14 protein-coding genes and 1 pseudogene are annotated in these 18,065 nt (G+C 43.8%); 3 read left to right on the forward strand and 12 right to left on the reverse strand.

The window, feature by feature from the left end; genetic code table 11:
• The 4 genes from rimI to HMPREF0106_RS12920 all read right to left on the reverse strand — a co-directional run bounded on the left by rimI (position 1) and on the right by HMPREF0106_RS12920 (position 4,623).
• Positions 1-459, reverse strand: coding sequence for a ribosomal protein S18-alanine N-acetyltransferase (rimI, locus tag HMPREF0106_RS12935; RefSeq protein ID WP_008025691.1), 459 nt, complete (start codon positions 457-459; stop codon positions 1-3).
• Entirely contained in the window at positions 459-1,925 is a 1,467-nt protein-coding gene (locus HMPREF0106_RS12930; protein WP_009039913.1) for a RimK family protein, read from the reverse strand. The genes rimI and HMPREF0106_RS12930 overlap by 1 nt, the downstream gene beginning before the upstream one ends.
• 130 nt (positions 1,926-2,055) lie before the next feature.
• The gene (locus tag HMPREF0106_RS12925) at positions 2,056-3,300 is read right to left on the reverse strand and encodes an ABC transporter permease (protein WP_004314833.1); all 1,245 of its coding nucleotides are present in this window, start codon (positions 3,298-3,300) and stop codon (positions 2,056-2,058) included.
• Between the two features lie 123 nt (positions 3,301-3,423).
• Positions 3,424-4,623 carry a pyridoxal phosphate-dependent aminotransferase gene (locus HMPREF0106_RS12920; protein WP_007757808.1) on the reverse strand — a complete coding sequence of 400 codons (1,200 nt, stop codon included), beginning with the start codon at positions 4,621-4,623 and terminating at the stop codon, positions 3,424-3,426.
• Positions 4,624-4,804: 181 nt separating this feature from the next.
• On the opposite strand from HMPREF0106_RS12920, the gene HMPREF0106_RS12915 reads away from it, so the two are divergent.
• Positions 4,805-6,040 carry a fucose isomerase gene (locus HMPREF0106_RS12915; RefSeq protein ID WP_009039914.1) on the forward strand — a complete coding sequence of 412 codons (1,236 nt, stop codon included), beginning with the start codon at positions 4,805-4,807 and terminating at the stop codon, positions 6,038-6,040.
• Between the two features lie 99 nt (positions 6,041-6,139).
• Here HMPREF0106_RS12915 and HMPREF0106_RS12910 read toward each other — a convergent pair whose 3' ends face one another.
• The 4 genes from HMPREF0106_RS12910 to HMPREF0106_RS12895 all read right to left on the reverse strand — a co-directional run bounded on the left by HMPREF0106_RS12910 (position 6,140) and on the right by HMPREF0106_RS12895 (position 11,089).
• Positions 6,140-6,979 carry a histidinol-phosphatase gene (locus tag HMPREF0106_RS12910; RefSeq protein WP_004314836.1) on the reverse strand — a complete coding sequence of 280 codons (840 nt, stop codon included), beginning with the start codon at positions 6,977-6,979 and terminating at the stop codon, positions 6,140-6,142.
• Between the two features lie 79 nt (positions 6,980-7,058).
• Positions 7,059-8,927, reverse strand: a complete 1,869-nt coding sequence (locus HMPREF0106_RS12905) for an ABC-F family ATP-binding cassette domain-containing protein (RefSeq protein ID WP_004314837.1) — start codon at positions 8,925-8,927, stop codon at positions 7,059-7,061.
• Positions 8,928-8,954: 27 nt separating this feature from the next.
• Complete coding sequence (locus HMPREF0106_RS12900) at positions 8,955-9,761, reverse strand: DUF3805 domain-containing protein (protein WP_009039915.1); 807 nt, start codon at positions 9,759-9,761, stop codon at positions 8,955-8,957.
• 134 nt (positions 9,762-9,895) lie between these two features.
• Positions 9,896-11,089, reverse strand: coding sequence for a hypothetical protein (locus HMPREF0106_RS12895; protein ID WP_009039916.1), 1,194 nt, complete (start codon positions 11,087-11,089; stop codon positions 9,896-9,898).
• A gap of 241 nt (positions 11,090-11,330) precedes the next feature.
• Here HMPREF0106_RS12895 and HMPREF0106_RS12890 point away from each other — a divergent pair, with 241 nt between their 5' ends.
• Both HMPREF0106_RS12890 and HMPREF0106_RS12885 read left to right on the forward strand, forming a co-directional pair.
• Complete coding sequence (locus HMPREF0106_RS12890) at positions 11,331-12,020, forward strand: response regulator transcription factor (RefSeq protein WP_009039917.1); 690 nt, start codon at positions 11,331-11,333, stop codon at positions 12,018-12,020.
• A gap of 27 nt (positions 12,021-12,047) precedes the next feature.
• Positions 12,048-13,829 (forward strand): sensor histidine kinase, encoded by a 1,782-nt coding sequence (locus tag HMPREF0106_RS12885; protein ID WP_008644720.1) that lies wholly within the window; start codon positions 12,048-12,050, stop codon positions 13,827-13,829.
• A 66-nt stretch (positions 13,830-13,895) separates the two neighbouring features.
• Here the strand turns inward: HMPREF0106_RS12885 and HMPREF0106_RS0124600 are convergent.
• The 4 genes and pseudogenes from HMPREF0106_RS0124600 to HMPREF0106_RS12865 all read right to left on the reverse strand — a co-directional run bounded on the left by HMPREF0106_RS0124600 (position 13,896) and on the right by HMPREF0106_RS12865 (position 18,039).
• Positions 13,896-14,157, reverse strand: a pseudogene (locus tag HMPREF0106_RS0124600) (nucleotidyltransferase family protein).
• 313 nt (positions 14,158-14,470) lie between these two features.
• The gene (locus HMPREF0106_RS12875; protein WP_009039919.1) at positions 14,471-14,941 is read right to left on the reverse strand and encodes an HU family DNA-binding protein; all 471 of its coding nucleotides are present in this window, start codon (positions 14,939-14,941) and stop codon (positions 14,471-14,473) included.
• 215 nt (positions 14,942-15,156) lie between these two features.
• The gene (locus tag HMPREF0106_RS12870; protein WP_032851308.1) at positions 15,157-16,074 is read right to left on the reverse strand and encodes a hypothetical protein; all 918 of its coding nucleotides are present in this window, start codon (positions 16,072-16,074) and stop codon (positions 15,157-15,159) included.
• A gap of 237 nt (positions 16,075-16,311) precedes the next feature.
• Positions 16,312-18,039, reverse strand: a complete 1,728-nt coding sequence (locus HMPREF0106_RS12865) for a DUF6562 domain-containing protein (protein ID WP_232286776.1) — start codon at positions 18,037-18,039, stop codon at positions 16,312-16,314.
• Positions 18,040-18,065 lie beyond the last annotated feature (26 nt).

Raw genomic sequence — 18,065 nt, forward strand, 5'->3', positions numbered from 1 at the left:
TCATGGAATCAACCGTTGCATATAAATAGCATCCGAACCATCATGATAATAGCATGGCTTTATTCCAGCAGGAATAAAGCCATTTTTCATATATAGCGCAATAGCGGCAGCATTCGTCACCTTCACTTCCAAAGTAATTTTAGCAGCCTTACATTCGTCTGCTGTCCGAATCGTTTGGTCCATCAATGCCTGTCCCAATCCTTTCCCTCTGAAATCCGGATGGACAGCTATCGAATAGATCCTTAGATAACGAGTTCCACCATGGAATAATAAGGAGACATAAGCGATTACCCTATCCCCTTCCATCATTACATAGAAAGTTCCTTTCGAGCGGCTTATCAGATAAGCAAACTGTTCTTTCGAAAAGCTATCTTCCCGAAAACATTCCCATTCTATTTCCAAAATAGCAGGAATATCAATCTGCTGTGCTTTACGAACAAATAAACCCGTCTCCATCATCAATAATGTTTCGCCTCCAAGGCCTGTTCAAAATGATTCAGTAACCGGTAATACATTTCATCACCGATAATGGCATCTTCCAGCCCATGGTCGATACTCGGATTATCATTGATCTCAATAACATAGGCTTTATCATCTACCATTTTCAGGTCGACTCCATACAATCCCTTTCCGATCAGATTCGCAGCTTTAACGGCTGTATCCAACACTACCCGAGGTACCTGATAAATAGGAATCGTATCTACCAGTCCGCAACGACTTCTGCCCGAATCATAGTGGCAGTAAATTTGCCAATGTCCTTTTGCCATATAATATTTGCAGGCATACAGCGGTACCCCATTCAACAGGCCGACACGCCAGTCAAACTCCGTAGGAGTAAATGCCTGCGCCAGTAAGATAGCCGACTTCTCAAACAGCATCTTCAGACTTGCTTGCAGTTCTTCCTCATTCGAAACCTTTTTCATGCCAATAGAATAAGCCCCATCCGGTATCTTCAGAATAAAAGGAGCCCCCACCTGTTCGCTGATTTGCTCAAACGAATGATCGTTTGACTGAAAAATCAGCGTTGACTTAGGAGCAGAAATTTTTTCCTTTTCAAAAAGTTCTTTCAGGTATACTTTGTTCGTACACCGGATGATGGAAAGCGGATCGTCAATAACGGCCATTCCGTTTTGTGCAGCCAATTGCGACAAATGGAATGTATAATGATTCAATGATGTTGTAGTACGAATGAACAAGGCATCAAATTCGAGCAAACGGATGGCGTCATCTTCCGTAATCATTTCCACATGAATATTCATCTTCTTGGCAACTTCTGCCAATTTATGCAAGGCACCTTTGTTGCTGGGCGGAAATTTTTCCTGTGGATCAACCAATACAGCTAAACTATAACGGGAAGCTTTCGCCGACTTAGGCGCACGCCATATTTTCTTATTAAAGTTATCCAATGTGTTGGCAAAGAAATCCTGCTCTTCATCATTGAGCCGATTCAGAGGAAGAAATTGAATACTTTCGATCTGATTTCTGGGATGAGTATTCAAAGCCACCCTCAATAATGGGCAAGGGTAATTCTCAAAAATAAATCGTGCAATCCGCTCCAGACCTTTCTCTCTACATTTGCCAAAGTAAATGTTCAGATACCAAATGTCGTCTTTGACATTGTTCTTCTGTATCCACTGGTAACAGAGGGCTTGCAGACTACGATCCATCCGAACACCCGTCCCGGTCTCCAACTTGTTGATTATATCAACATCCGGAATGACTTTCTGTCCTCTCGTTTGGGCTAACAATGAACAGTAATACCCTTCAGAGTTATAACTGTAATCATCGCTAAGATTAATAACTAACTTCCGGTCTTTTTCTACCGGCTTGTTTTTCAGATAGTCGGAAACAGTCAGGACACTACTTGTCTCGTAATACGGTTTCCAGTCATCCAGATTATCCAACAGGATTAACACATTATTCATAATGGTTAAAAATTAAACCTACAAGAGGATATTAAGTAAATTGGGCGCAAATATAGACATATTATTCACTCCACATCACGCAACAGACTAAATTATTTATGCAGTAGAAAACGGGTAGATAAAAAGAGGATTATTCGTATCTCATGGAGCTTGCCGGATTGATCTTGGTAATCAAAAATGAAGGACCAATCAACATCAATACAGAAGCAAACAAAGTACCCAAATTAATCAAGATAAAAAGTAAAACATTAAAAGATACCGGGACAGTATCTACATAATAAGTCTCCGGATCAAGTTTGAAAAGTCCGAATTGAGATTGAAGAATACAGAATGCCAAACCAATGGCATTGCCCCAGAGCATGCCTTTGCCAATCAGAAAGACTGCAAACCAAAGAAAGGTTCTGCGAATCGTGAAATTATTGGCTCCTAATGCTTTTAAAATCCCAATCATATTGGTGCGTTCGATGATAATAATCAGTAAACCGGAAATCATGGTGAAGCCGGCAACTCCTATCATCAAAATCAGAATCACCCATACGTTCAAATCCAATAAATCAAGCCAGGCAAAGATTTGAGGATTCAGTTGTTCGATGTTACGCACATAATACACACCTCCCAGTTCATCTTGCCTGTTGTCAATATCAGTTGCGATCTCATAGGTTATATCTTCCAGTTTATCATAATCTTTCACCTGTAATTCCACACCGGTCACCTGTTCCGGTTGCCAACCGTTCAAGCGATTCACCAGATTGAGATCCGTCAGTAAAAAGAGGTTGTCGTATTCGGAGAAGTTCGTCTGATAAATTCCGGCAATCGTCAGGCGACGAGCACGAATATCATCCTGTATATAATAGGTATATATCTTATCTCCCAGTTTCAACTTCATTTTAGTTGCCAACGCTTTCGAGATAAGCACTTGATTGGTAGATACTGAATCACTGAAAACAGGAATCTCCCCTTCTACCAAATACTCTTTTATAAAATGGGGGTCGAACTCCGGACCTACCCCTTTTAACACCATTCCTTGAAAAGCGTCATCGGTCTTAATCATACCCGGTTTGGTAGAGAAACGCTGCACATGGCTTATCTCCGGATAATCAGCAAGAGCAGTCATCATACTGTCTCCTACCACAATCGGATGAGTTTCGTAAGAACTGACGGCATCCAGATTAGTTATCTGAATATGTGACCCGAATCCTATGACTTTATTTCTCACCTCACTTTTAAACCCGATAACTACCGCCACCGCAATAATCATCACAGCCAAACCAATAGCAATACCCGCCATGGCAATGAGGACCGCAGGACGTGACACCTGCTTTCCGCCATCGCTTTCACGATAGATACGCCGAGCTATGAAAAGTGATAGAGACATTGGGTTAAGTATTAAGTATTAAGTATTAAGTATTAGACATAAAGTATTAGACAATTATACACACGAGCAAACACACAAGAAGCTACGGTTAATACTTAATACCTAATACTTAATACTTAAATTTCATTCTGTTCTTCCCGGATATGCTTCCAAAGCCTTCTGCAAGACAAAAAGCGCACGGGTTAAATCTTCTTTCTTCAATACGTAAGCAATACGAACTTCATTAATGCCGGAACCCGGAGTGGTATAGAAACCGGAAGCCGGAGCCATGAATACCGTCTGACCTTCATATTCAAAATCAGAGAGGCACCATGCACAGAACTTGTCGGAATCATCTACCGGGAGTTTCGCTACTGTATAGAAAGCGCCCATCGGGATGGGTGAATAGACACCGGGAATACGGTTCAAACCGTCAATCAAGCATTTACGACGTTCTACATATTCATCATACGTTTCACGAGAATACTCTTCCGGAGCATCCAAAGAGGCCTCTGCAGCAATCTGTCCGATCAATGGAGGACTCAAACGAGCCTGGCAGAACTTCATGACAGCATCGCGTATCTCCTTGTTTTTGGTTATCAACGCACCAATACGAATACCACATTCTGAATAACGTTTGGATACGGAGTCAATTAATACCACATTATTCTCAATACCTTCCAAATGGCAGGCAGAGATATAAGGAGAACCGGTATATATAAATTCACGATATACTTCATCGGAGAAAAGGAACAAATCGTACTTCTTTACCAGGTCACGAATCTGATTCATTTCACGACGGGTATACAAATAACCGGTAGGATTGTTGGGATTACAAATAAGAATCGCTTTGGTACGCTCATTAATCAGTTCTTCAAACTTCTCTACTTTCGGAAGAGAAAAGCCCTCTTCAATGGTCGTAGCAATGGTGCGGATCTTTGCTCCGGCAGAGATTGCAAATGCCATATAGTTAGCATAAGCCGGTTCCGGAACGATTATTTCATCTCCCGGATTCAGGCAGGAAAGGAAGGAAAAAAGTACGGCTTCCGAACCTCCTGATGTAATGATTATATCGTCTGCTGTAAGGTTGATATTGAATTTCGCATAATATCCTACTAATTTCTCGCGATAGCTACGATAACCGGCACTTGGACTATACTCCAATACCTTCCGGTCAATATTGCGTATCGCGTCAATCGCGGCCTGAGGAGTGGGCAGATCAGGCTGTCCGATGTTCAGGTGAAACACATGGACTCCACGTTGCTTGGCAGCGTCTGCCAAAGGAGCCAGCTTTCTGATAGGAGATGCAGGCATCTCGTTTCCGCGAATGGATATGGTTGGCATAATTTTAACTACAAATTACTTAATTACTATTTACTTTTTCTACTTGGAGCTGCAAATGTACGCAATAATTTGAATACAGAGACATAAAAACTTTAAAAACCTTAGCAAGGTTAAAATCGTTATGGTAATTTGAAAAGAAAGCTATACATTTGTCATACGGAAAACTTAAAACAATATCATAATGACCATACACCTTATCTCATTTGCATCAATCCTTCACAAACAAGTCTCGCTACGTAGCTCACACGAAGCTATTTTAAGCGAAATTGAAAAATATTATACCGTAAAGCTCGTCGATTATCAAGATATGGACAAGCTTAGTAGTGATGATTTCAAAATCATTTTTATCGCTACCGGTGGGGTGGAAAGACTGGTCATACAGCAATTCGAAAACCTCCCCCGCCCTGCCATTTTACTGGCAGACGGCATGCAGAACTCTCTTGCTGCCGCATTGGAAATCTCCACATGGTTACGGGGACGTGGAATGAAGAGCGAAATACTACATGGCGAATTACCTGCTATCATCCTGCGTATTCATACACTTTATAATAATTTCCGTGCACAACGTTCCTTATTCGGCAAACGTATCGGAGTCATCGGAACTCCTTCTTCCTGGTTAGTTGCCAGTAACGTAGACTACCTGTTGGCAAAACGTCGTTGGGGAATTGAATATGTAGATATTCCATTGGAACGGATTTACGAACAATTTCAACAAATAACGGATGATCAAGTCGGAGCATCATGTGCAGCTGTAGCATCGCAAGCTCTTGCCTGTCGCGAAGGAACTCCCGAAGATTTAATCAAATCCATGCGGCTGTACCGGGCGATAAAAAAGGTATGTCAGGAAGAAAATCTGGAAGCACTGACATTGAGCTGCTTCAAATTGATTGAACAAATCGACACTACCGGATGCGTGGCATTATCTTTATTGAATGATGACGGGATAATAGCAGGTTGTGAAGGCGATCTTCAATCTGTATTTACGCTATTAGCAGTGAAAGCGCTTACGGGCAAGGACGGATTTATGGCAAATCCTTCCATGATTAATTCCCGTACGAACGAGCTGATATTAGCACACTGCACCATAGGACTCAAACAAACGGAGAGATACATTATCCGCAATCATTTTGAAACAGAAAAAGGAATTGCCATACAAGGGTTACTTCCAACAGGAGACGTAACGATTATAAAATGCGGCGGTGAATGTCTGGACGAATATTACTTATCTACTGGAACATTGACTGAAAATACCAATTATATTAATATGTGCCGCACGCAAGTACGCATCCGCATGAATACTCCAGCCGAGTATTTTCTGAAGAATCCATTGGGAAATCATCATATTATGCTTCATGGTAACTATGAAGATACATTGAACGAGTTTTTCCAGGCAAATGCTTGCAAAAGAACTGAATAACATCTCAAAACATCCTTAAAGAAAGCGCCTCCTTAATAAACAAAATAAATTATCAGTTTATTAAGGAGGCACTTTGGAGATTGACTAAATTCTATTTCTTTATTCAATTTCTCTTTCTTCCCATTTTCCATTATGCCACTCTGCAACTGAAGTAAAACCTGCCTTCTTCAAAGCAGCCAATGCCTCGGCACGTCCATTATTAATCCGTTCCGGATAATGCGCATCACTGTTCACCTGTACTCTGATACCTAGTTCTTTCAGGAATGAAAAATATCGTTTATTGGGATAGAACGTTCCTAAATCGTGATAAGATTTAGTATTTATTTCAACGATATAACCATATTCGGCAATGGCGGTGAAATATTTGCGAACCAATGCATCATACCACGGTTCATCCAATAATCCCGGACGATAACAGGAAGCATTATAATGCATCTTGTCAGCATGACCGACAATATCAAATCCTCCCAATTCTACCATACGAAGCAGGTTCTTATAGTAAAGGTGGACAACAGAATCCAAGTCACCATCGAAGTGCTTGTCTACCAATTGACGGAAAAGATCTGCCGGAGTATCAATATCTACGATTTTTCCTTCCGGAGAGTACAACATATGTACGGAACCTATCCGGTAGTCAAGTGGTAGTTTTTGAAAACAGGGTAAAGAAGGGTTGCTTTCTTCGTTCAGGTAATCTATTTCAAGACCAATGGCAAGCTCTATTTTATCTGCATATTTCTTCTTCAGACGGGAAAATTCGGAAAGGTAATCATCCATTCTATCCCACTCCATCGTCCATGCAGTAGAAAACGGCAGTGGAGCATGGGAAGAAATGCCATAGGAAGTAAATCCTTCACTGATAGCAAAACGAATAAAATCTTCCATATTGGCGCGTCCGTCACAATACAGACAGTGGCTATGATAATTGGTTAGGTTTGTCATACAAGGTTATATGTTGTCCGGGATATATTATCAAAGTTATTATCATTATCAGACTATTCTAGTGATACAATGGCACAAATCAGCCTTCTATTTCACTAAGTTCCAGCCATCGCATTGTTTTCTCATCAATCAGGTCATTGACTTCAGGCAAACGTTTCGATTTCTCTGTCAATTCGTCAACAGAAAGGGTACCGCTACATAAGAGTTCTTCAATCTGCACTTTTTCTGTTTCTAATTCTGCTATCTCCTTTTCCAATTGCTCGAACTCTCGTTTTTCCTTGAAACTCATCTTCCGTTTGTCGTTCAAACGAACACGGGCAGTCTTTTCTTCCTGCGGCTTTTCAGCTTCTTTCTCCTTTTGAGCTTTCGCGTCTTTCCAGTCACGATAGTCGCTATAGTTTCCGGGGAAGTCGCGAATATCTCCCTGTCCATTGAATACCATCAAATGGTCTACTACCTTATCCATAAAGTAGCGGTCGTGAGAAACAACAATCACACAACCTTTGAAATTTTGAAGATATTCTTCAAGCACGTTCAGAGTGATAATATCGAGGTCGTTGGTAGGTTCGTCAAGCACCAGGAAGTTAGGGTTACGCATCAGGATGGTACACAGATAAAGACGACGACGCTCGCCCCCGCTCAACTTATAGACATAGCTATGTTGCGTTTCGGGAGTAAACAGAAAATGCTGTAAGAATTGCGAAGCAGTCAGTTTCTTTCCATTACCCAGTTCAATCACTTCGGCAATATCCTGCACTACATCAATAACCTTCATTTGTTCATCGAACTGAAGGCCATCCTGCGAGTAATAGCCGAAACGAACAGTTTCACCAACATCCACCGTTCCACTGTCGGGCGCAACCTGCCCCATTAATATCTTGATGAAAGTAGATTTACCTGTTCCGTTATTTCCCACAATGCCCATCTTTTCATAGCGGGCAAAGATATAAGAAAAATCATCCAGTATCTTCAAGTCACCGAAGCTCTTAAACAAGTGATCGGCCTCGAATATCTTACTACCGATATAGGATGCTTTCACCTCCAGCTTCACATTATCATTGTTGAAACGTTGCTTTGCCACCTTTTCCAATTCATAAAAAGCATCTTCCCGGTAACGGGCTTTATGCCCGCGTGCCTGCGGCATCCGGCGCATCCAGTCGAGTTCCGTACGGTAAAGGTTGTTGGCACGTTCTATTTCTACACTTTTAGCTTCGATACGTTCCTGACGTTTCTCGAGATAATAACTGTAGTTACCTTTATATTGGTAGATTTGTTGATTGTCTATTTCGATAATCTCCGAACAAACACGATCAAGGAAATAACGGTCGTGCGTCACCATCAGCAAACTAAGATTGGTACGACGCAGGTAATCTTCCAGCCATTCGGTCATATCCAAGTCCAGGTGATTGGTTGGCTCATCAAGGATAAGCAGATCCGGCTCGGTAATCAACGCATTGGCTAAAGCAACGCGCTTCAACTGTCCACCGGACAGTTGCTTCACTTTTTGGTCGAAGTTGCGGATTTTGAGTTGCGAAAGAATTTGTTTGGCTTTCTGTTCATATTCCCAGGCTTTTTCCTGATCCATACGCGCCAGAAGATTTTCCAATCCCGGATGACCTTCAGTCTCCATGCAACGTTCATACTCTTTTATCAGTTCCACGGTACTGTTACCGTGATGGAAACAGGCTTCAAGCACGGTCAACTCTTCGGGATACTGTGGATCTTGTTCCAGATAATCCACCCGAAGGTCACGACGGAAAACAATGTTACCGCTATCATAACCTTCTTTTCCGGCGATTATATTCAATAAAGTAGTTTTTCCGCTGCCGTTCTTCGCTATCAATCCTACACGCTGGCCTTCAGCAATGCCAAAAGATATATTTTCAAAAAGAACCAAGTCACCGAAGGACTTGGTCAGGTTATCTATCTGTAAATAAGGTACAGCCACGTAATTTAGTAATTAGTTGGTTAGTGATTAGTGATTAATAATCACGGATTTATACTCTTCAATAATGTCGCAAGGTTCTCCTGCCTTTACTTTACTCCATGCCAGTTTCAGCGGGTCGATGATACGGTCTTTATATTGTAATACAGGAGCTTCCCGGTTACCGTCAATCAACGTTTTCCATTCCATACCTTCCACTTCATTCGTCAGAATTATGCAAACTGTGATGCCGATTGCCAACCATTCCTCTTTCTTTTTCGAGCCAATCTTACCGCTATTAATCACCTGCTGAAGTTTCTCCAGGTCTTCTTCTATTCCCTGAAAATCTTTTTTCAATTCCTGCTTCACGGTAGATACCACCCATTCGTACGCTTCATTAATCAGATAGATTTCAGAAAGACGGGCCGGGATCAGTTCAGCAGGATACTTCTGCCCTTCTTTGCGTACCTCCAAAGTAGCGATTACATCTTCCGCCTCCTTCACAACTCCGCCTTTAAGTACAGTAAAAGAACATTCGAAAGCAATATCGTCAACTCCTGTAATCCACAAATGGGAAGTATAATACGTCCCCTCTTCCTGAAACATTTCTTTGCTATACGCACATTCCCACGTTCCGACTTTCACCAACGAAGCCGAATCATTCTCTTTCAGTTCCTGCCGGATGACATCTTTACCATAACCGGCTTTTCCTTTAAATGCGGATATACGAAAATTTCCCGTCCATACATCGGGATTATAGAAAAGAAAAGAGCCTTCGCCATCTTCAAACTCATTCCAGTCTGATGGATAGTTCATAGAAAACCATGCTCCGGGAGAGATAAATTTCTTGCCTTGCATCCTTTTATATTAAAAATGATTACTTGGGCAAAAATACGAATTAATAATGAAGAATGAAGAACGAAGAATGAAGAATTTTGCTGCGCTATGCAAGTATACCGCAAGGATATTCTTCATTCTTCATTTTTAATTCTTCATTTTCCTATCGGCTGTATTTTCCTCCGCACTTCTTTAGAAATCTCCAAAAACATATAATTCAATTTCCCGGAATGAATACCTTCTTCGTTCTCCTTATACTTCTTATTAGCATATTGCTTCGATTTCTCGAAAGTCAATAGCGACATTTCATTCTGCGACTTGCCTACCATTGTGGAGTCCAGCTGTTCATCCGGGAAAAAGTCATCCAGATCGACATCACCAATCATTGTTGTTTCCAGGAAGTTCTTATCAGTATGTGAATTATCGGTATAATACCCCACAAACATGTGTCCCGGCGTACGTACCAGAATAGGATCGATATTTATAGCCCGAAGCAGTGATGCAAACAGTACGCTACCGTCCACACAATTAATCTGCGAAGATTCCAGTGCATCATCAAACGTACGAACCCGCTGCGAGAAAACAACATTGCTCGAAAGGCTGGTGTTGGAAACAGAACTGTAACGGAATTTGCGTTTCTGCAATATATTCCAGAGAGCATACACCTGCTTGTCCACCGCCCCTTTAGCCTTACTCTGATAGCCTAAGAAGCGATTGACAATACGAGTATTCAGTGCTTCGCGAAGCAACTGGTCAATCATCGGATTCTCTTCATTGACATAGGCAGCAAAGAAAATACTTGTATCATGGAATTTGGTTCCATTCGATACATACCCCAACAGACATTCATTGATACTGCGCACAGAGAATGTACGCACCCGTTGCCCCAAATCTTTTCCATTCATCTCGACAGTAATAGCCACACTTACCGGTTCTGCCTGCACCTCATTTTTCAGAGCTTCATAGTTCCAGATGATATCAGGATAAATCGTATATTCCGTTCGAGGCTTGTTTAGTACAAATTCCGACACCGAACGGGAGAAAAAAGGCGTTTCAGCCACTTCAATCCGTACCCGGCTATAGGCTGTCTTCGACTTCACCCGAACAGCAATACACGATTTCGGATTCCCCAAATAATTAGAATCCGACGGAACAATCACCTGCGCATCAGTAGTGGCAACAGACAAAATCGCTGACGGAAATATATTCCCGCCCAGATCATCCACAATCTCAAAACCGGAATTGAATGAAGTATATTTAAACACAGACATACCGCCAAGGAGAATTAACAGTACCACCACAGATCCTATTATTTCCTTCCGATGCCGTTTTAAGTCAATTTTTATCATTATTTGTAGTTTCTATAATCAAACGTTTCTATTGTATCTCGCTAACAAAGATAACAAATAGTGAGCGGTTTTTCCTCTTACAATCAACAAAAACTTCCATATTCCTCATCAATTCTCGGAATTCCCGGAATGTAACACGATTGTAACGTCTGTTTCATCTGCCCGTAACAAAGTCTCCTCATCTTTGCAAAGGATAAAATAAAAACGTAACTTTGTCATATCACATTAATACATACATCTTATGAACGATTACCGTATTCTAGTTGTCGACGATGAAGAAGACCTCTGTGAGATTCTGAAATTCAATCTTGAAAACGAAGGTTATGAAGTTGATACTGCAAACTCTGCTGAAGAAGCAATGAAGATGGACATCAGCAGCTATCACTTGATTCTCCTCGATGTGATGATGGGAGAAATCTCCGGATTCAAAATGGCGAACATCCTGAAAAAAGACAAGAAAACAGCTAAAGTGCCTATTATCTTTATCACAGCAAAAGATACCGAAAACGATACTGTGACCGGATTCAACCTGGGAGCAGACGATTATATTTCAAAACCTTTCTCGCTGCGTGAAGTCATCGCCCGTGTGAAAGCCGTATTAAGACGCACAGTGACAACGGAAACGGAAAGAGTCCCCGAACGTCTTACTTATCAGTCGCTCGTTATTGACATCACAAAGAAAAAAGTAAGTATCGACGATGAAGAAGTGCCATTGACCAAAAAAGAATTTGAGATCTTGCTTCTGCTGGTACAGAATAAAGGACGTGTATTTTCCCGTGAAGACATCCTGGCCCGCATCTGGAGTGACGAAGTGTACGTGCTCGACCGTACTATCGACGTAAACATCACCCGTCTACGTAAAAAGATTGGGGTATACGGCAAACGTATTGTCACCCGTCTCGGATACGGATACTGTTTTGAAGCTGAATAAGTAATAATACCGAATTAAGCAATTATTATGAACCTGCCTGTAACTCAAAAACATTTTCTTTCTTTCAGCCGGAAGCTGTTCCTTTCGGTTATTTCACTCTTTCTGGTATTTGCCATTTGTTTTATTGCGTACCAGTATCAACGTGAACGGGAATATAAAATAGAACTGCTGAATACAAAACTGCAAGATTACAACAGCAGACTCTACGAACAATTGGAAGAGCAACCTCTTGATAGCGAAATAATCAGCGGTTATATCAACAAACATATTCTGGAAGACTTGCGTGTGACCCTTATTGATGCAGAAGGAAATGTTGTTTACGACAGTTATCCAAATCATAATAACCAAATAGAAAACCATCTGAATCGTCCGGAAGTACAGAAAGCAATAAAGCATGGCAACGGATATGACGTACGCCGTACTTCCGAAACAACCGGAGTTCCCTATTTTTATTCGGCCACTCGTTATAAAGATTATATTGTCCGTTCGGCTTTGCCTTATAACGTCAGCCTCATCAACAACCTGCAAGCAGACCCGCACTATCTATGGTTTACCATCATCGTAACCTTATTATTAATGATTATCTTCTATAAATTCACCAACAAACTGGGCACTTCCATCAGCCAGCTCCGTGAATTTGCCATGCGTGCCGACCGAAACGAGCCTATCGAAATGGCTATGCAATCCGCTTTTCCACATAATGAACTGGGAGAAATCTCACAACACATCATCCAAATCTACAAACGATTGCACGAAACCAAAGAAGCTCTCTACATCGAACGTGAAAAGCTAATCACTCATCTCCAAATCTCGCACGAAGGATTAGGAGTATTTACAAAAGACAAGAAAGAGATTCTTGTCAACAATCTTTTCACCCAATACAGTAACCTGATTTCGGACTCCAATCTGGAAACAACAGAAGAAGTCTTTGCCATCAGCGAACTAAAAGAGATTATTCATTTTATCAATAAGAACCAGCAAGAACGATCGAGAGGAAAAGGTGAAAAGCGAATGTCAGTTACCATCAACAAGAACGGGCGGACATTTATCGTAGAATGTATCATCTTCCAGGATGCCAGCTTTGAAATTTCCATCAACGACGTCACCCAGGAAGAAGAACAAGTAAGACTCAAACGCCAACTGACTCAAAATATAGCCCATGAGTTGAAGACTCCTGTCAGCAGTATTCAAGGATATCTGGAAACCATTGTCAGCAACGAGAATATTCCACGTGAAAAGATAAACGTATTCCTCGAACGTTGTTATGCACAAAGCAATCGTTTGAGCCGGCTGCTACGCGACATTTCCGTACTCACCCGCATGGATGAAGCCGCTAGCATGATTGATATGGAACGAGTGGATATTAGTGTACTTGTCGGAAATATTATCAATGAAGTATCTCTGGAACTCGACGAAAAGCATATCACAGTAATCAACTCTCTGAAAAAGAGCATACAAGTCAAAGGTAATTATTCATTGCTATATTCCATCTTCCGCAACCTGATGGACAATGCCATCGCATACGCCGGAAGCAATATTCAGATAAATATCAACTGTTTCCGTGAAGATGAGAATTTCTACTATTTCAGCTTCGCCGACACTGGTATAGGTGTATCACCCGAACATCTGAACCGTCTCTTCGAACGCTTCTACCGGGTAGACAAAGGTCGCTCACGCAAACTAGGCGGAACAGGATTGGGACTGGCTATTGTTAAGAACGCCGTTATTATCCACGGCGGCAACATCTCCGCCAAGAACAATCAGGGAGGTGGACTTGAGTTTGTATTTACACTGGCAAAGGAGAAATAGAGGGGTAGCTACATTTTAAAACATTTCCCGAATCATTACTTCGGCTTCCTTCATCCAAGATTTCTCTCATAACACGACACCTTCATTGGTGACGTTAATATAAAAAAGGGGGGGGGGTAAATGGGCGGTTCTCCCAAAGTTTTTTGAGCGTGACTATCGGGCTGATAGAGACTCCGGTTTTCAGTTCCAGTTCGTAAAGTGGCAGTGTGATAGATTCTTCGTCCTTCAATGTCATTTTCTCGCCGTCAAGCAGGATAAGCAGGTCAATATCACTGTCGCTACGCGCTTCGTTCCTTGCTTGCGAACCATATAAAATAGTTTTTGCCATAGGAGCCACGCGACGTATAATCTCTCTTATTTGTTTCGTTTCATAAATTTTCCATTTATTATAATCAATGCTACGGGCAAAGATAACAATTCCGGTGCAGATTGTTCTGTCAAGAACCGATTATTTCCCCCGGCACACAAAGAAAGATTCGTTTCTCTCATCCGGCAGCAGGCTACAGCAGCGGCGAGTGAAAACGAATCTTTCATCTTAAAGGGTCGTGCGGCAATGCCGGAAGGAGCCTTTGGCAATACAGAAAAGTCCTTTTGCGGTGCAGGAACCCGTCCTTTTTATAGCACCGAAAAAGCATCCGGCTTTATGCTGCCGGATCGGGAGCCTCTCCTCCCCCTTCACCACCACCGCCACCTTCGCTGGGAGTAGTGGATTTTCCGCCCCATTCTTCCCAGAAGATATTGGAATCGACGAGGGAACGGGTGGTAACCTGGTTGTTGGATGAACGGCTCGTTTCAGGGATGAAGCGGACACGGACGCCGGTGATTTGCTTGGCAGTCACTTTGTCGGAGGAGTCCACTCCATTGCCCGAAGCAACGGCTGTGTAGTAGAATGTGCCCACGCCGTCGAGTTTGACGGTGCGGCCGTCTGCCATGTAGCTACCTAATACGCTGCCAAGGGACTTGAGCACGGCAAAGGTGTCGGCAGGGCTTACGGTGGATTCAATGGCAAGACGTTTTGCCACTTCGTCCGTCGTGACAGGTTTGCCAACGGTGATGGATTGCGGATACCACATTCCATTGATTTTCTGTTTTACTTTCTTGAAGAATCCCATAAGTTGATGTTTTTTACCTCTTCCCTGCCGCATCCCGATAGGACTAATACTCGGTGACGGACTTTGCTTATCTCGGTGACGACCTTTGCCTACCTCGGTGTCGGACTTAGCCTACCTCAGTGACGACCTTTGTCTGTCCGTGTCTGCAAGCATTTCCTGATGGGATGCTGCAAGAAGGAAGCGTGATTAATAAATGTTGCGAATTATCTCAATTATCATATTTGCCGTTCCCCTCCGTATTCCGCCAGCGCGCAGAGCAGTTCGCCCAGTGCAAGGCCGCCGTTGAAGGCTGACACGTAGTTCTGCGTGTCGGTCACGTCCTCGTTGAAATGGTTGAGACGATCGGTGATGGGGGAAAGAAAGAGGATAGGTTCGCCTGAAGTGCTGATCTTTACCACGCCGTGGGTGGTTTCGATGGAGTTTGCCGTATACCCTTTGGGGGCTGCAGCGGCAAATTCTTTAAGGGCTTGGGCGTCTATCGTGTCGTATGAACCGTAGTCGGTGATGTTGACGGAGCCTACTGCCGTGAAGGTGGACGCTCCTTCACACACGAGTTGCGGTGCGGGGAAGTTGGGCGGCGGGACAAGTTTGCATGCGCCGCCGGGGTAACAGTGCAGGCGGGCGTTGACGGTTTCGGCCAGACTGAACACGGCAGGGGCTACGTTGGAAGCGATGAAGGTGCCTACGCGGTCGTCGATAAGGTTGTGTTCCGGATCGGCATGGCTGTCGGGGTTTCCGTCGTGGATAAAGAAGTTGCCGCCGAGGACAACGGTTCCGTTATGGGTCACTGCCGGGTCGGGATAGTTGGCGGTGCTGACGCTGATGATGAGGTCGGCGGCATCGGCAGCAATGGCTTGCGGGAGCACTTTGTATTTTTCGAGGGAACTCGAAGTGTTGACTCCCGTTGCCATAAGGTCTTCGATGCAGCGGACTACGACTTGCAACGGTTCTTCTCCTTCTCGGGGAAGGGAGAAGACAGCACGGGGTTGGCTCATGCGGTTGTCTCCGTCGCACGGAGTGTTTATCACTTCAGGGAATGGTAAGGCGGCGGGACGCAGTTTGGGGTTGGTCAGGGCGTTGAGCACGGGTTCCGTTTCCCAGTTTTTGTTGATGATGACGAGTATCTTTTTCATAAGTGTGATGTTTTTTATGGTTGTTACCTTGATCAGTTGCGTCGCTTCCGGCAATTGCTCCTATCGAGGAAGGTATCCTATAAAGAGAAGTGATGTTCGCTTCTCAAGTCGGCGACAAGGGAAAAAGGACAAGGTTCATGATATTGCCGCCGACTGCATCCCCCAGCGGCTTGGGACGTATATGATGTAGGGGGACGGGATGGAGTGACCTGGATACCCCGTCCCCGTGTGTCATTCTTAAAAAGCGAGGATGGGGCGCACGGCGGAATCGGAGTTGTACCTGACATTATGCCAGCATTGCACAACGTTCGCCTGCTTACCCACAAACCACGTCCATATACCCGAATCGGAGTACGTCGAGGAAGAGAAGAATTTCTGATAGCTCCCATTCGGGATTGCGTCATAGTTCCCAGTGCCCAACGGTTCGAAATAGGCATTTATCTTACTTACGAGTTCTGTCTGATTACTCCATCTATACAGGTTGGGGGTTAGGTCGTTGCCTTCGTTTATGGCGTCATCCCAGCTTGGGAGACCGCCCAGATTGGCGGTAAAGTCATACCATTGACCTATGGAGGGCAAGTACCACCCCGTCGTCTTTTCGGGAGCCTGTACAACATAATCCTTCACGGCCTTGAAAGCGGGATAAAAATTTTCGAGTTCTTTGTTGTTTGCGGCCGCATAGTCGATTACCGTGGTGTAATTAAGTAGTCCGTTGATGTCTGCGTTGCAGGCAACTTTATCCGTGCATTTCGTCAGCTCGGAGAAATCGTGATCTTCCCCCCAACTCATAAGGCTTTTGGTTACGGTCTTCAATGACATGACCAGACCATGCGGCGTGGCAACGCCTTTTGCTGCCAACACCTGTTTTTCTTTGTCGCCGATGCGCGAGGGGTCGGTCTGGAAAACGATGCCGATGCAGGTCTTGTTCGCATCGAGGGCGGTAGACCATGTGCCGTCTGCATAATAGAAGTCACCCACCTTAACGATATCCGAAATATCCGTTGCATCCTGACTTACCCAGTCAGTGGTCATATCTACAGACAAAGTTACCACCGGATCGTTTCCGACTGTAATCAGGTTTCCGGCAGCCCGTACCCAGTCGTTGCGTTTCAGGGGGATGTTGGCAGGAATGTCTCTATCGTTCATCGTTATGCTACCTGTCCCGGTAAACGTAAGTTTTATTCCGCCCAACGTGGCGTCGGCAGTGGTAAAGACATAATCGGAGAAGAGGATTTTGCAGTTGTTTCCATTGATAGTAATATCCGTGCCGTCCATTGAGGTTGTGATGTAGGTGGCATCGTAGGTAGCTGTCGGGCTTACCTCCTCGCTAAAAGCATTGAATTCTGACGGAACGGTGTATGTTGCCGTCATGTCTTTACATTTGCCTATCATCTCGGTGTTCTTTTCTGCAATCGTCACTTTCGTAAGCGGACGGACAAGCGTGGCGGTAAGGTCGTTCTTAGCCGTAGCGCCTTTGGTGAACGGTACTACTGCCGCAAATGCCTCACGTAGTTGGTCGGCGTATGTATAAGCAGCGGTGATGATAGTCACTTTCTTCAAGCCATCGGCATTATCAGTCTTGTAATACTTATCGGGATAGTGGTCGCCTGACGCCGTTGCACCCGAAACGATGTAATCCGCCCAAAGCACGGCTTTGTAGTCACCTTGGTCTGCCAATTCAAAACTAAATGTAATGTTAGCGGCACCAGCCGTTACCAACTGCTCCTGGCGTACTCTTCGTGTAGAGCCATCTTTCGTCCACACTTCGAGGATGCAGCGCAGCGTATGGCCGGCGGGAAACGTAGCGGGGGCGGAAGCCCGTGTTTTTACAAAATCGGCAGGCATTCCGATGCTCATGCTTACTTGGTTGCTGTCCGCAGTCGGGGAAGCGTCGGTGTCGTCCTGACTGCACGAGGTGAATAGCCCTGCCAGAGCCATTAACCCGAAGAAAAGGTTCTTTTTCATACTTCTGTTCATCGTTTACTGTGATT

This window comes from Bacteroides sp. D22 (genome assembly GCF_000163675.1).
GTDB classification, from domain to species: Bacteria; Bacteroidota; Bacteroidia; order Bacteroidales; family Bacteroidaceae; genus Bacteroides; species Bacteroides xylanisolvens.

Excerpts from the sequence above, each read along its gene's own strand:
- rimI (WP_008025691.1), bottom strand. The coding sequence starts at position 459 with ATGATGGAGACGGGTTTATTTGTTCGTAAAGCACAGCAGATTGATATT.
- HMPREF0106_RS12930 (WP_009039913.1), bottom strand. The coding sequence starts at position 1,925 with ATGAATAATGTGTTAATCCTGTTGGATAATCTGGATGACTGGAAACCG.
- HMPREF0106_RS12925 (WP_004314833.1), bottom strand. The coding sequence starts at position 3,300 with ATGTCTCTATCACTTTTCATAGCTCGGCGTATCTATCGTGAAAGCGAT.
- HMPREF0106_RS12920 (WP_007757808.1), bottom strand. The coding sequence starts at position 4,623 with ATGCCAACCATATCCATTCGCGGAAACGAGATGCCTGCATCTCCTATC.
- HMPREF0106_RS12915 (WP_009039914.1), top strand. The coding sequence starts at position 4,805 with ATGACCATACACCTTATCTCATTTGCATCAATCCTTCACAAACAAGTC.
- HMPREF0106_RS12910 (WP_004314836.1), bottom strand. The coding sequence starts at position 6,979 with ATGACAAACCTAACCAATTATCATAGCCACTGTCTGTATTGTGACGGA.
- HMPREF0106_RS12900 (WP_009039915.1), bottom strand. The coding sequence starts at position 9,761 with ATGCAAGGCAAGAAATTTATCTCTCCCGGAGCATGGTTTTCTATGAAC.
- HMPREF0106_RS12895 (WP_009039916.1), bottom strand. The coding sequence starts at position 11,089 with ATGATAAAAATTGACTTAAAACGGCATCGGAAGGAAATAATAGGATCT.
- HMPREF0106_RS12890 (WP_009039917.1), top strand. The coding sequence starts at position 11,331 with ATGAACGATTACCGTATTCTAGTTGTCGACGATGAAGAAGACCTCTGT.
- HMPREF0106_RS12885 (WP_008644720.1), top strand. The coding sequence starts at position 12,048 with ATGAACCTGCCTGTAACTCAAAAACATTTTCTTTCTTTCAGCCGGAAG.
- HMPREF0106_RS12875 (WP_009039919.1), bottom strand. The coding sequence starts at position 14,941 with ATGGGATTCTTCAAGAAAGTAAAACAGAAAATCAATGGAATGTGGTAT.
- HMPREF0106_RS12870 (WP_032851308.1), bottom strand. The coding sequence starts at position 16,074 with ATGAAAAAGATACTCGTCATCATCAACAAAAACTGGGAAACGGAACCC.
- HMPREF0106_RS12865 (WP_232286776.1), bottom strand. The coding sequence starts at position 18,039 with ATGAAAAAGAACCTTTTCTTCGGGTTAATGGCTCTGGCAGGGCTATTC.